The organism is Winslowiella toletana (assembly GCF_032164335.1).
Lineage (GTDB): Bacteria > Pseudomonadota > Gammaproteobacteria > Enterobacterales > Enterobacteriaceae > Erwinia > Erwinia toletana_A.
Window position 1 is genome coordinate 1375033 of record NZ_CP134152.1, and the last position, 13421, is coordinate 1388453.

Below are 13421 nucleotides of genomic sequence, written 5' to 3' on the forward strand. Positions count from 1 at the left end.
TTAATTGCTGATTTTCGCGTGGATTATCTCGTCAGCCAGCGCTGCGCAAGGCGCAAATCTGAAAGTTGATCGATGTCGCGCACTGCACCGGCATCGGTAAGAGCCATATCCAGCACATTGCCGCGTTGTCGTGCATCCCGCACGATTTTCCGTGCGCCGATATCGCCGGACAGCGCGCTGAGTGATGTCAGATATTCCCGGCTGAATCCCACCGGATGCCCTTGTTGCTGGCGGTAGTGCGGTACCACAATAAGATTTCCCCGCAGCGCATCGGCGACGCGCTGCAAAGAAGCCGGTTTAATCAGCGGCAAATCAGCTGGCAGAATCAGCCATCCCGCGGCGTCTGAGGTTGCACGCACGCCGATGGCGATAGAGTCGCCGATGCCGCCCGTTCCCCCTTCAGGCCTGACCAGGTGCCATTTCAGGCCCGATGATTGCACGGCCTGCAGCAGATGCGACAACACCGTTTTTCCCGCGAGTCGCGCATCCAGCTTGTGCGTCGTCGCGCCGGAAGCGAGAAATCTTTCTCCTTTTCCGGCGGCCAGGATAATCACCGTCGGTAAGGACATTAGCCTGATCTTCCCTGGTCTGCACTGCTCAGACGCGCCGCAGCCACATCGGCCAATATGGAGAGCGCCAGTGAATGCGCATCGCGTGCTTTAGGAAAAATGCCGATTGGCGCTTTGATCCGCGCGATATCGCTGGCATGCCAGCCAAGCTCCGTCAGCCTCTGAACGCGATTCTGGTGGGTGCGGCGGCTTCCCAGTGCGCCGATGTAAAAGGGTTTAGCCGCCAGCGCCGCCTGCAGTACCGGCAGCTCGCGGTTAAGATCGTGGTAAAGCAGGATCACCGCGGTGCTTGTATCAACGGCTGTGGCTGTCACGCTGTGCGGCGTGCTGTCGCCGGTGGCAACCTCATAGCCGGCAGCCTGAGCCAGGCTGGCAGTGACCTCGGCTTCCCAGGATCGTCCATAAATCATCACGCGCGTTTTCGGGCGGTAACTGATATCAAAAAAAGCACCATTCCAGCCGCTCTCCAGCGCTGCGGAATCCGGGCTTTGCAGCGTCTGAGACGGGGGGTGATAGCGCAGGGCAGCAGCCTGGCGCCGATCGATAGCCGTCAGCACCTTTAGCAGTGGCCGGACGCAGCGCAATTTATGAATACTCAGGGTAATACCGCCTCCGCATGGGAGGACGATATCAAACCACGGAGAGCCGACGCCGTAACTCACCGTGCGGTCATGACCGCAACGGATAACGTCCAGCGCCTCATGGGCAGCGGCGGCTTCTACACAGCCGCCGGATACAAAGCCGCAGTATAAGCCGTCCTGCCGTACCGCCATCTGCGCTCCCGGCTCACGCGCACTGCCGCCACGGATATCCACTAACGTCACCAGTGCAACCGCCATACCGTCGTCAGCGGCTTTGGCCGCAAAACGCAGGATCTCGACGTTGTCATCGGTCGAAAATGCCTGTTCTGGCGTCAGCGAGTCCTCATCTGATTGTTCGATAAGGGAAAATTGTTGCAGCATAGGTTATTTATCCTCAAATGCGGCTGGCGTAATGTCAAATAACCGTTGGCAACCCTTCCAGTAACTTATCGAGCGTGACCGGATAATCCCTGACCCGCACGCCTGTCGCGTTGTAAACGGCATTGGCGATAGCGGCACTGACGCCACACAAACCCAGCTCACCAACCCCTTTGGCTTTCATCGGCGATGACATCGGGTCGTTGTCCTCGAGGAAGATGACTTCCTGCTCGGGGATATCGGCATGTACCGGCACCTCATAACCTGCCAAATCGTGATTAACGAAAAACCCCAGTCGGGTATCGACGGCCAGCTCTTCCATCAGCGCCGCGCCAACACCCATCGTCATGGCGCCAATCACCTGACTGCGCGCGGTTTTCGGATTCAGTATCCGGCCGGCTGCGCAAACTGCCAGCATGCGGCGAACCCGCGTCTCGCCGGTCGCCCTGTCGACACCAACTTCAACGAAATGCGCCGCGAAGGTGGACTGTTGATATTGCTTATCCAGATCGCCGAATTCGATGCTGTCCTCAACGCTAATCGTACCGTCAGCGGCCGCTTCTGACAGCGGAGCATGGCGATCGCCAAGACGTATCTGTTGATCGGCAAATAGCGACTCATCAGGATCAAATCCGAGTTTGTTCGCCACCGCCTCGCGCAGTTTGACGCAGGCCGCGTAAACGCCAGCCGTGGAGCTGTTGGCTCCCCATTGCCCACCGGAACCGGCAGACACCGGGAAATCGGAATCGCCCAGCCGCACCACCACTTTGTCCAGCGGTACGCCGAGCATTTCAGCTGCCGTTTGCGCAATAATGGTGTAGCTGCCGGTGCCAATATCGGTCATATCGGTTTCAACCGTCACCACGCCGTCGGCGTTGAGATGAACGCGTGCGGCGGACTGCATCACCAGGTTGTTGCGAAAGCCTGCCGCCACGCCAAGGCCAACCATCCAGCGCCCATCGTGCAGCTGGGCCGGTTGGGGGTTGCGCTGGCTCCAGCCAAATTGTTCAGCCCCTTTGCGCAGACACTCAATCAGCTGACGCCGGGAAAAGTGCCGCTCGGGATTAGCCGGATCGACCTGGGTATCATTGAGAATACGGAACTCTACCGGGTCCATGCCTGCCTTTTCGGCGATCTCATCGATGGCAATCTCCAGAGCCATCAGGCCGGGCGCTTCTCCGGGGGCGCGCATCGCATTGCCTTCCGGCAGATCGAGCCGCGCCAGGCGCAGTCCGGTTAAGCGGTTTGCGCCGGCATACAGCAGTTCGGTCTGCTGAACGGCAGTTTCCGGCGTGCCGCCAGGCAGGTTGCCTGACCAGCTCTCATGAGAGATGGCGCTAATCTGCCCGTTCTGATCCGTGCCAATTCGGATACGCTGGATAGTCGCCGGGCGGTGAGTGGTATTGTTGGCAATCAGCGGCCGTTGCAGCGCAATCTTGACCGGACGTTTTGCCGCGCGAGCCGCCAGCGCCGCCAGCACCGCGTCACTGCGCAGGAACAGTTTTCCGCCAAAGCCGCCGCCGATATATGGCGACATCACCCGCACATTCTCTTTGGACAGCTTTAGCGTTTTTGCCAGTTCGTTGCGGCACCAGTCGATCATCTGGTTAGAGGTCCAGACGGTGAGCTTATCACCTTGCCAGGCCGCCATTGAAGCATGGGGCTCCATGGCCATATGGCTCTGATCGGGCGTGGTGTAGGTGGCATCAAACTGCACCGCCGAAGCTGAGAAGGCGCTGGCGAAATCGCCGATTGTTTTGTCTGATTCACCTTTTGGTGGCGTAGTGACGGCAGGTTTCTCAGCGGCAAGACTGTAAGCGCCACGTTCGCGGCGATAATGCACCTCAACCAGTGCTGCCGCCGCGCGCGCCTGCTCGAAAGTTTCAGCAACCACGACCGCAATGGCCTGATGATAGTGTTCAATGTCCGGGCCACCGAGCAACTTTGCCGCGTTCATCTCTCCTTTACCAAGGCGACCGGCGTTATCGGCGGTGACAATCGCCAGCACGCCGGGAGCGTTTTTGGCCGCCCGCAGGTCGATCGCGTTAATACGTCCCCTGGCAATGGCAGAACCGACAATATAGCCATACGCCACATCAGGCGCTTCTTTATGCCATTCGTAGGCATAATGCGCGCTGCCGGTCGTTTTCAGCGGGCCGTCAACGCGATCGTGCGGATGGCCAATCACCTTGAGCTGGTCAATCGGGTTTTCCGTTGCCGGATTATCAAATTTCATCATCTTAAGCCCTCGCTTCCGTCAGCACAGAGGCGAGCGTGCGCTGCGCCAGGATTAACTTAAACTGGTTTTCATCGGTCGGCTGCGCCGCGGCGAATAAACGCTCCCAGACTTTCTGCGTACCGTTAACCAGCTCCGCATCGGCTTCTTCCAGCCGCCACGGTTTATGTGCGACGCCACCCAGAGCAACGCGACCGCTGCCGTCGGCCTGCACAACCGCGGCGACCGAAATCAGGGCAAAGGCGTAAGAGGCGCGATCGCGTACTTTACGGTAGATATGATTACCGCCAAGAGGTGGCGGCAGGGTAACTGCGGTAATCAGTTCACCTGATGCCAGCTGAGTTTCCAGGTGAGGCGTATTGCCAGGCGCGCGATAGAACTCTGCCAGCGGAAGGGTGCGCGTGCTGCCGTCCGGGCTGACCGTCTCGACTACCGCATCGAGCAGGCGCATGGCGACGGCCATATCACTCGGATGGGTGGCGATACAGGCCTGACTTGCGCCAATCACCGCATGTTGTCGGCTAAATCCCTCCAGCGCCGCACAGCCGCTGCCGGGAAGGCGTTTATTACAGGATTGATTAGTATCGTAAAAATAGGGGCAGCGCGTGCGCTGCAACAGATTACCGGCGGTGGTAGCCTGATTACGCAACTGACCTGATGCGCCAGCCAGCAGCGCGCGGGAAAGCACCGCATAGTCGCGACGCACCCGTGGGTCGGCAGCCAGATCGGTATTGCGCACCAGCGCACCTATGCGCAGGCCGCCGTCAGCGGTCGGCTCAATTTTATCCAGCGCCAGAGCATTAACATCAATCAGATGAGTTGGGGTCTCTATCTCCAGCTTCATCAAATCAAGCAGGTTGGTGCCACCGGCAATAAATTTTGCCCCCGGCTTGCGTTGGGCGCTGGCTGCCGCCTCGGACGGAGTGGTAACGCGTTCGTAAGTAAAGGCCTTCATGATGTCTGGCTCCCGGCGACGTCTTCAATTGCAGCAAGAATGTTGGCATAAGCGCCGCAGCGGCAGATGTTGCCGCTCATTCGCTCACGGATTTCGTCCGGGGTTGCCTGCGGCGGCGAAACCAGATCGAGGGTCACATGACTTGGAATTCCCATCTCGATCTCTTTCAGCACCGCCACCGACGAGCAGATTTGCCCTGGCGTGCAGTAACCGCACTGGTAACCGTCATGCTTGATAAAGGCGGCCTGCATCGGATGCAGATTGTCGGGGGTGCCAAGACCTTCGATGGTGGTGATTTCCGCGCCCTGCTGCATCACTGCCAGCGTAAGGCACGAGTTGATGCGACGTCCGTTTACCATTACGGTACAGGCGCCGCACTGGCCGTGGTCACAGCCTTTTTTGGTGCCGGTGAAATGCAGATGTTCGCGCAACGCATCCAGCAGCGTGGTGCGGGTGTCGGCTTTTAGCTGCCGGACCTGTCCATTTACGTTTAGCGTTAGATCCGTCATTTCAGGGGCGGGCGTCACCCGAGGCTCGCTGTCGGCCAGGGCATTAGATGGCGTGACGGCTGCCACAGCCGCTGACGCAGCACCGGCTTTCAGCAACTCCCGTCTTGTCAGGCTGAAGTCACACTGCTCAGAATTATTCGCCTGCTGTTTACTGCTGCGATCGGCGTTATTACCATGGCTGCTCATGCCAGGCCTCCAGTATTCTTAATATTCAACAAGGAAAAAATGGACGCTGTCCATAACTGCACTGCACATTATTTTTTTAACGACATTTAATAGTAGACGGCGTTGGCGCAGTGATTAGTGTTAAATCCTGAATACTGTCATGAGCAGCAGTAATTAATCTGGCGACGCTGCCGATCAGCTGAGAGGTTTCGCGCCGCGGGTGGTGAGTGCCATTACCGCGCTGGCCAGAGTGAACAAGGCGATAATCCACGCCATGGTCCACGGTGTGCCGTCACTCATCAGCGCCAGCAGTAATGAAGAGATAATGCCGCTGCCATACTGTAACGAGCCGATTAACGCCGATGCCGAACCGGCCACATTGGGTACCGCATCCAGCGCCGCGGCAGTTGAGGTTGCAGCAATCACGCCGTTCATCGAGAAGAACACAAACACCGTGGCGATAATCATGATGACGCCGCCAACGTGCAGTTTTACCGCCAGTGCAAGAGTGAGCGCAGCGAGTGCTGCCACCACCACGGCAATTTTCAGCAGCATCTCAAGCGAATAGCGGCTGACCAGACGGCGATTTAGGATACTCATTCCCATAACACCGACAATATTCAGCGCAAACAGCCAGCCATAATGCTGCGGATCGATGCCGAAATAGGCGATATAGACAAAAGGCGAACCGGTAATAAAAGCATAGGCCGCAACATAAAAGAATGTCAGGCATAAGGTAAACCGCATAAATTGCGTATTTTTCAGCAGCGTATAATAGTTGTGAAAAGCGCTGGATAGCGAGGCTTTGACCCGCTTCTCTGCCGGGAGGGTTTCAGGTAGCCAGAATAAAGAAATCAGCATTACTCCCCCGATAATCCCCAGCAGCCAAAAAATAGCATGCCATGACGTCAGCTTGATCATCTGCCCACCCAACAACGGCCCGGCTATCGGCGCGATGGCCATAACAATCATCAGTGTTGACAGCATTTGCGCGGCCCGTGTGCGGCTGAACAAGTCACGAATCATCGCTCGCGCCAGCATCGGCCCGGTACAGGCACCGATAGCCTGGAAAATGCGCCAGAAGACAATTTGGCTCATGTCGGTTGAGAGGGCGCAGCCCACCGAACCGATAATAAACAACACCATACCGATAAACAGCGGCGCGCGACGCCCGAAATGATCGCTTAACGGGCCCCAAATCAACTGCGCAATACAGAAGCCGACAAGGAAACCGGTAATGGTCAGCTCGGCATCGCCCTGTAACTCATTCGCCATAACCGGCATCGCCGGCAGGTAAATATCAGTAGATAACGAGGTGAAGGCCATTAACGCACTAAGAATAAGGACAAAAGTGAGGCCGGTCGATTTGTCGCCCACGCTGTGCGTGCGCGCCTGAGAATCAAACATAGTCATCCAACGGGATATAAAAAGGGGGAGAGTATGTTAATGGCGATTGGCAGAAAGATAATCGTAGAAAACGGCATAGTGATTATGAATGATATTCATAAATGTTTATCAGGCAGGCTCAAGCCTTTTCTGTTTGGTTTAAGTTTGTATGAAATTTAACCTGATAAGAGGATGATTAACCTGTCGGGTATCGCTGTTCACTCATGGATTACCGGGCAGGCAGCAGAGTTGGCATCAGAGCAGCAGTAAGAGGTTAAACCTACAGAGGACGTGGATCATGGAAGGGACAATCACTTTTGATCTTAGTTACGCGGCAATGACCTTTACGACGGAAGATTTTATCCATGATTGTATGGATCAGGTGAGAGATCGTCAGCCGGACCCGCAACTGTGGCTGGAGAGGGCGCGCGCAGCGATGGATCTCTGGCATAGTCTGGCCAGTGCAGGCAGTGCACCAAACGCAACGGTAGAGATTGATTTGCAGCGACTGATGAGATTTATCGCGGATACTGCCCCCAATCGGAAATAGCAGTATCGCGATTTTTGGCTGAGAGCAGCCTGCTATCACTGATAAAAAAACAGGCCGCCATTCGGGCAGCCTGTTGACAGATGTTTCATAGCTGAGCGCTATCAGAACATCATAACCATCCACGGATAGCCAATCAGCATTAATCCGGCAAGGAAGATGGCGCCGAAGATAGTGCCCAGACGCCAGTAATCTTTAGTCGGAAGATAGCCACTGCCGTAGAAAATCGGGCTTGGACCGGTACCGTATGGTGTGATAATCCCCATCAGGCCCAGTGACGTTACCATCATCAGACAGTATACCGGCATATTGATGCCCGGAATCGCGGCGGCAATGGTCAGCATCGCCGGTAACAGCGCGGTGGTATGCGCGGTGGTACTGGCAAACAGATAGTGCAGCAGGAAGAAGGCTACCAACAGCATTACCGCTGCCACTTCCGGTGGAATACCGTCGAGCAGCTGACCGCCTTCTTTACCCAACCAGGCGATAAAGCCGACGCGTGCCAGGCCATCTGCCAGCGCAACCAGCGTGGCAAACCAGGCGAAGGTGTTCCAGGCGGGTTTATTACTGGTAATGTCATTCCAGTTCAGCACCCCGGTCCACAGCATCAGTACCACGACCAGCAGGGCAGCCATCGCCGGTTCAATCCAGGCGGTAGCAAAAATCCACATCAGCAGTGCGCAGCAGACTAACACCAGCAGCAAGATTTCGTTACGTGACAGTCTGCCGAGTTTTTCCAGTTCATTGCTGGCCCAGCGCGGCACTTCATCGTTAACTTTCACTTCTGGTGGATAGAACCAGTAAACCAGTAACGGCATGGTCAGAATCAGCAGCACGCCCAGCGGCAGGAAGGCGAGGAACCACATTCCCCATGAGATATCGAAGCCGATGATGCTTTTCACCAGCGCCAGCGCCAGCAGGTTCGGTGCCAGCGCCGACAGGAACATCGAGCTGGTGATACAGGACGCGGCGATCCCCACCCACATCAGATAAGAACCAATCTTGCGGGCGCTGGGATCGTTAGGTTTCGAACCATACAGCGGCGGCAGGTTGGCAATGATTGGGTAGATGGTGCCGCCGCTTCGTGCGGTGCTGGAAGGTGTAAATGGTGCCAGCAACAGGTCAGCGAAGGTGATGGCATAGCCGAGCGTCAGGCTGCGGCGTCCAAGATATTTCACCAGAATCAGCGCCAGACGACGACCAAGCTGCGTTTTGTCATAGCCGGCGGCGAACATAAACGCACCAAAGATCAGCCAGACGGTGGAGTTACCAAATCCGCTGACGGCCCATTTAAACGATTCACTGGCGAGTTTAAAGTTAGGATTGGCCAGCTCTGCCGAGCTGAATAACACCCACGGGCTAAATAGCGCAATCACTACTACGCCGGTCAGGCCAATCACCGCCCCGGGCAGGGGTTCAAAGATTAAGCCGATAATCACGCCGATAAAAATGGCAAAGAAGTGCCAGGCATAGGGCTCCAGTCCTTCAGGAACCGGAACCAATAGCAACAGCACCGCCACCAGTACCGGCAGGAACATTAATATCAGGCGTTTTTTTGCTCCCGGAGGGGCAGGAACAGTCTTCGCAGCTTCACTCATATCGATACCTGTTTTATAGTATTTGTCTGCAAGTTAAAAAGAATGCGTTTAACGCCCCAATATTACCCGATCTTTTAGTAATTTATCTGCAGCTTCTTGAGTTATTTATTGGGGGTATCTTGAAATCGTATGGATATTTTTTTGGGTTGACAAAAGGGTATTGTAATTAAGAACTATCTCCAGGTGCCTTTTTGTCGTGATGAATAGCCATTCCCTTAGTCGTTATAGTGCCTTAATGATTGAAAATAGTATTGATTTCAATCAAACCTCTTCCAGTCTCTTAGACTGTAGATTCCTTTAATCTAAAAGACAATATTGCATTTTAACTTCATGATTTTATTGGTTTTAATTTAATTGTAGCCGTCAAGTTGATTTTTTATCACTCTTGATTAACAATTAAAAAACCTGTCGCTATTTTTTGCAATATCTAGCCTGTTTTCCATGGATTTAAAAGTTTAATAGCTAAATGTATAGCCTGTAAAAGTCATTATTAGGTATATTAGATGCATAATACCGGAACCAATAACTACAAAGAAATAATGTGTCCGGGCCAGATTCAAAACTTTTAAATTTGGAGTTGCTTATATGAATACGCTCACCCCGCTACTGAACCCCCTCACACTGCCGAACGGCGCAGTCCTTAAAAACCGTCTGTTGATGGCACCAATGACCACCTGTACCGGTTTTTATGACGGCACCGTGACCAGTGAGCTGGTGGAGTATTACCGTGACCGTGCGGGCAGCATCGGTACTGTGATCGTTGAATGCTGTTTTATTGATCCTAAAGGCCCCGCTTTCCCGGGCGCGATTGCCATCGACAGCGACAATAAAATTTCGGGCCTGGCGAAGATTGCCGAGGCGATTAAGTCCAAAGGTTCAAAGGCCATTCTGCAAATCTATCACGGTGGCAGAATGGTGGAGCCGGAGCTGATTGGCGGCAGAACGCCGGTTGCCCCGAGCGCCATTGCCGCGCCGCGCGAAGGTGCGACTCAGCCGCAAGCGCTGACCGGTGAAGAAGTTGAAGTGATGATCACCAAGTTTGGTGATGCGGTGAACCGTGCGATCAAAGCCGGATTTGACGGCGTTGAAATCCACGGCGCTAACACCTATTTGATTCAGCAGTTCTATTCACCGAACTCTAACCAGCGTGATGATAAATGGGGCGGCAGCCGCGACAATCGTGCCCGCTTCCCGCTGGAAGTGCTGGAAATCACGCATAAAATGGCGGAGCGCTTTGCCGATGCCTCATTTATTATCGGTTACCGTTTCTCGCCGGAAGAGCTGGAAGTTCCGGGCATCCGTTTTGACGACACCATGTACCTGCTGGAGAAACTGGCCGCGCGTGGGCTGGATTATGTGCATTTCTCGGTAGGACAGCTGCTGCGCCCATCAATTGTCGACACCAGCGATCCTACTCCACTGATTGAAAAATATCGCGCCATGCGCTCACCTGTGCTGGCGAAAGTTCCGGTTATTGGTGTTGGTGGCGTGGTTAATAAAGCCGATGCTGAAATCGGGCTGGAGCACGGCTTTGACCTGGTCGCGGTAGGTAAAGCCTGCATCGCTTACCCGGACTGGACCGATCGCATCATCAATAACCAACAGCTTGAGCTGTTTATCGACAGCACCCAGCGTGAAGCGCTGAATATTCCGGAACCGCTGTGGCGCTTCTCGCTGGTCGACGCGATGATCCGCGATATGAGCGCCACCGGCCGCAAATATAAAGCCGGTGTCTATCAGGAAAAAGTGGAAGCCGAGGCGCTGAAGCTGAAAATCAACGTCGTGCTTGATACCGACCGTATTACCGATATCAAGCTGGTGCCGGACGATACGCTGGATGTTGACTTCACCACCACCTTTGAGAGTCTGCGTTCGCGCATTCTGGTGGCGAACAGCCCGCATGTCGATGCGATTACCGGTGCCACCACCCAGAGTGAGGCACTGAAGAAAGCCGTATCCCGTGCGCTGACCACCTCCAGTAAAGAGCATGTGATTGAAGAGGGCGGTAATCCTCAGGCGCCGCAAAACTACGACGTCGTGGTGGTAGGTAGCGGTGGTGCAGGCCTTGCGGCGGCCATTCAGGCCAGCGAAGAAGGTGCTCACGTCGTTATTATTGAGAAGATGCCGACCATCGGCGGCAATACCATTAAGGCTTCGGTCGGAATGAACGCTGCGGAAACCCGCTTCCAGCAGCTGAAAGGCATTAAAGACAGCAAAGAGCTGTTTTATGAAGAGACGCTCAAAGGCGGCAAGTTTAAAAACAATCCGCAATTGCTAAAAGAGTTTGTCGAGCTGGCACCTGAAGCAGTGGAATGGCTGGCGGCGCACGGTATTGAACTGAACGATATCACCATTACAGGCGGTATGAGCATCGATCGTACTCACCGTCCTGCTGACCGTTCCGCGGTCGGTGGCTTCCTGATTAGTGGGCTGGTGAAAAACATTAATCAGCGCAATATTGAGGTGCTGCTGGAAACCTCCGTCGCCGAAATCCTGACGGAAAATGGCGCAGTAACCGGCGTGAAAGTGGTGGATGAATACAATGACAGCCGCATTCTCAACGCCAAAAGCGTGATTGTCGCCACCGGTGGTTTCAGTGCTAACCGTGAGATGGTGGTTAAATACCGTCCGGAGCTGGATGGTTTTGTCACCACCAACCATGCCGGTGCAACCGGCAGCGGTATCGCCATACTGCAAAAGATCGGCGCAGACACGGTGGATATGGGTGAAATTCAGATCCACCCAACCGTTGAACAGACCACCTCTTATCTGATTTCCGAAGCCATCCGTGGCGGCGGCGCGATTCTGGTCAGCCAGGCGGGTCAGCGCTTCTATAACGAGATGGAAACCCGTGACAAAGTCTCTGCGGAAATTATTGCTCTGCCGGAGAAAAGCGCGTGGATTATCTTCGATGAGCAGGTGCGGCTGAATAACAAAGCTGCCGATGAGTACATCGCCAAGGGCTTTGTGATTAAAGGCGCGACACCACAGGAACTGGCGGTGAAGCTGAACATGGATGATGCTGCTTTGCTGGCAACGCTGGAACGCTATAACCACTTTGTCGATCAGCAGAATGACGAAGACTTCGGTCGGAAAACCGCGCTGCGTCATCCGCTTAATGTCGGGCCGTTCTACGCCATCCGCATCGCGCCAGGGGTGCATCACACCATGGGCGGCGTGACCATTAACACTGATACCGCAGTGCTGGATGCGGAAAAACAGGTCATTAAAGGCGCCTGGGCTGCGGGCGAAGTGGTCGGCGGCATTCACGGCGCTAACCGCATCGGCGGTAATGCGGTGGCCGATATTATTATCTTCGGTATTCTGGCTGGTCGTAATGCGGCGGCGCTGGCACGTCAATAAGCGGTAATGTACAGAGCCGGGCGATGCGCCCGGCGCTTGCAGGAGCAGGCGATAACAGGCGGGGGCAATAGCGACTCGCCGGGAGGGAACAGCAATGTCGCCAGACGATCGCGTTTATGCTTACTCAGCCGTTTTGATGGGTTCTCCGATCCTCCTTAAGCTGCTGGAGCACAATCAGCCGTTAGCCGCAGATGTGTTCAGGCTGATAAAACAGCAGGAAAATCTGTTCACGGTAAACCGGCCGGCTTCCGAGGTGATGTCGGTTAATCAGGCGGCGGGAGATCATCCGGTGGTAGTCAGCCAGCCGGTATTTGATCTGATTGCCCGCGCCAGAGAGATCAGTTTACTGACAGGAAGCTGCTTTAATTTCACCATCGGCCCGCTGGTAAAGTGCTGGAAAATCGGTTTCCAGGGCAACAGCATCCCACCCGCCGCAGAAATAGCGCGGCTGTTGACGTTAACCAATCCCCGACAGGTAATCCTGGACCGCCAGGCGCGTTCCGTTTTTCTGCAGACCAAAGGCATGGAGATCGATCTTGGGGCGATTGCCAAAGGTTATATCGCCGATCGGGTGCGGGATTTTCTTCGGCAGCAACAAGTTACTGACGCGCTGATCAACCTTGGCGGTAATGTGCAGACGATTGGCGGAATGCCTGACTGGGGAATTGGCCTGAAAAAGCCGTTTGCCGGGCCAGATGAGTTAATCGGTGTGATTAGCGTCTGCGGCAAATCGGTGGTGACTTCCGGCATTTATGAGCGTTACTTTGAGCTGGCAGGGCAGCGTTATCACCATATTCTCGATCCACAAAGCGGTTTTCCGCTGGATAACGAGCTGCTGAGCGTCACTATTATTTCCCCTCAATCTATTGATGGCGATATCTATACCACGCTGCTGTACGGCATGGGCGTGGATAAAGGGCTGGCTTATATTGCTGAAACCCCTGATATCGAGGCGATTTTCGTTACCAGACAGCGCCAGGTAATCTGCTCTTCACAGCGGCAGTTTACTTTCACCCTGCTGGATAACCGCTATCAACTGCAATAAAAAGCGGGTTTCGCCTCAGTGAAGCCTGCTCAGACGCCGTAAACTCTCATCTGTAACAATGTTATGATGGTTAATCGCCTTTCGCTTTT

10 protein-coding genes are annotated in these 13421 nt (G+C 54.7%); 3 read left to right on the top strand and 7 right to left on the bottom strand.

The window, feature by feature from the left end; all coding sequences use genetic code 11:
• Positions 1 to 23 precede the first annotated feature (23 nt).
• From RIN69_RS06425 to RIN69_RS06450, 6 genes are all read right to left on the bottom strand, one after another.
• Entirely contained in the window at positions 24 to 569 is a 546-nt protein-coding gene (locus RIN69_RS06425) for a nucleotidyltransferase family protein (protein WP_313856323.1), read from the bottom strand.
• The gene (locus RIN69_RS06430) at positions 569 to 1531 is read right to left on the bottom strand and encodes an XdhC family protein (RefSeq protein WP_313856325.1); all 963 of its coding nucleotides are present in this window, start codon (positions 1529 to 1531) and stop codon (positions 569 to 571) included. The genes RIN69_RS06425 and RIN69_RS06430 overlap by 1 nt, the downstream gene beginning before the upstream one ends.
• Before the next feature lie 34 nt (positions 1532 to 1565).
• Positions 1566 to 3764 (bottom strand): aldehyde oxidoreductase molybdenum-binding subunit PaoC, encoded by a 2199-nt coding sequence (gene paoC / locus RIN69_RS06435; protein ID WP_313857620.1) that lies wholly within the window; start codon positions 3762 to 3764, stop codon positions 1566 to 1568.
• Positions 3765 to 3768: 4 nt separating this feature from the next.
• On the bottom strand, positions 3769 to 4719 hold the full coding sequence (locus RIN69_RS06440) for an FAD binding domain-containing protein (RefSeq protein WP_313856327.1): 951 nt from the start codon (positions 4717 to 4719) through the stop codon (positions 3769 to 3771).
• Positions 4716 to 5339, bottom strand: coding sequence for an aldehyde dehydrogenase iron-sulfur subunit PaoA (gene paoA / locus RIN69_RS06445; protein ID WP_313857621.1), 624 nt, complete (start codon positions 5337 to 5339; stop codon positions 4716 to 4718). The genes RIN69_RS06440 and paoA overlap by 4 nt, the downstream gene beginning before the upstream one ends.
• A gap of 249 nt (positions 5340 to 5588) precedes the next feature.
• Positions 5589 to 6800: a multidrug effflux MFS transporter gene (locus tag RIN69_RS06450; protein WP_313856328.1), complete on the bottom strand. Its 1212-nt coding sequence runs from the start codon at positions 6798 to 6800 to the stop codon at positions 5589 to 5591.
• 277 nt (positions 6801 to 7077) lie between these two features.
• On the opposite strand from RIN69_RS06450, the gene RIN69_RS06455 reads away from it, so the two are divergent.
• A complete protein-coding gene (locus RIN69_RS06455; protein WP_313856329.1) occupies positions 7078 to 7329 on the top strand; it encodes a hypothetical protein in 252 nt (83 codons plus the stop codon).
• A gap of 101 nt (positions 7330 to 7430) precedes the next feature.
• On the opposite strand, the gene RIN69_RS06460 is transcribed toward RIN69_RS06455, so the two are convergent.
• Positions 7431 to 8924 (bottom strand): anion permease, encoded by a 1494-nt coding sequence (locus tag RIN69_RS06460; protein WP_313856330.1) that lies wholly within the window; start codon positions 8922 to 8924, stop codon positions 7431 to 7433.
• A 585-nt stretch (positions 8925 to 9509) separates the two neighbouring features.
• Here RIN69_RS06460 and RIN69_RS06465 point away from each other — a divergent pair.
• Both RIN69_RS06465 and RIN69_RS06470 read left to right on the top strand, forming a co-directional pair.
• On the top strand, positions 9510 to 12287 hold the full coding sequence (locus RIN69_RS06465; RefSeq protein WP_313856331.1) for a flavocytochrome c: 2778 nt from the start codon (positions 9510 to 9512) through the stop codon (positions 12285 to 12287).
• 94 nt (positions 12288 to 12381) lie between these two features.
• Positions 12382 to 13332: an FAD:protein FMN transferase gene (locus RIN69_RS06470; RefSeq protein ID WP_313856332.1), complete on the top strand. Its 951-nt coding sequence runs from the start codon at positions 12382 to 12384 to the stop codon at positions 13330 to 13332.
• Positions 13333 to 13421: the final 89 nt, after the last annotated feature.

Coding starts and splice junctions, on each gene's coding strand:
- RIN69_RS06425 (WP_313856323.1), bottom strand. CDS start 569: ATGTCCTTACCGACGGTGATTATCCTGGCCGCCGGAAAAGGAGAAAGA.
- RIN69_RS06430 (WP_313856325.1), bottom strand. CDS start 1,531: ATGCTGCAACAATTTTCCCTTATCGAACAATCAGATGAGGACTCGCTG.
- paoC (WP_313857620.1), bottom strand. CDS start 3,764: ATGAAATTTGATAATCCGGCAACGGAAAACCCGATTGACCAGCTCAAG.
- RIN69_RS06440 (WP_313856327.1), bottom strand. CDS start 4,719: ATGAAGGCCTTTACTTACGAACGCGTTACCACTCCGTCCGAGGCGGCA.
- RIN69_RS06450 (WP_313856328.1), bottom strand. CDS start 6,800: ATGTTTGATTCTCAGGCGCGCACGCACAGCGTGGGCGACAAATCGACC.
- RIN69_RS06455 (WP_313856329.1), top strand. CDS start 7,078: ATGGAAGGGACAATCACTTTTGATCTTAGTTACGCGGCAATGACCTTT.
- RIN69_RS06460 (WP_313856330.1), bottom strand. CDS start 8,924: ATGAGTGAAGCTGCGAAGACTGTTCCTGCCCCTCCGGGAGCAAAAAAA.
- RIN69_RS06465 (WP_313856331.1), top strand. CDS start 9,510: ATGAATACGCTCACCCCGCTACTGAACCCCCTCACACTGCCGAACGGC.
- RIN69_RS06470 (WP_313856332.1), top strand. CDS start 12,382: ATGTCGCCAGACGATCGCGTTTATGCTTACTCAGCCGTTTTGATGGGT.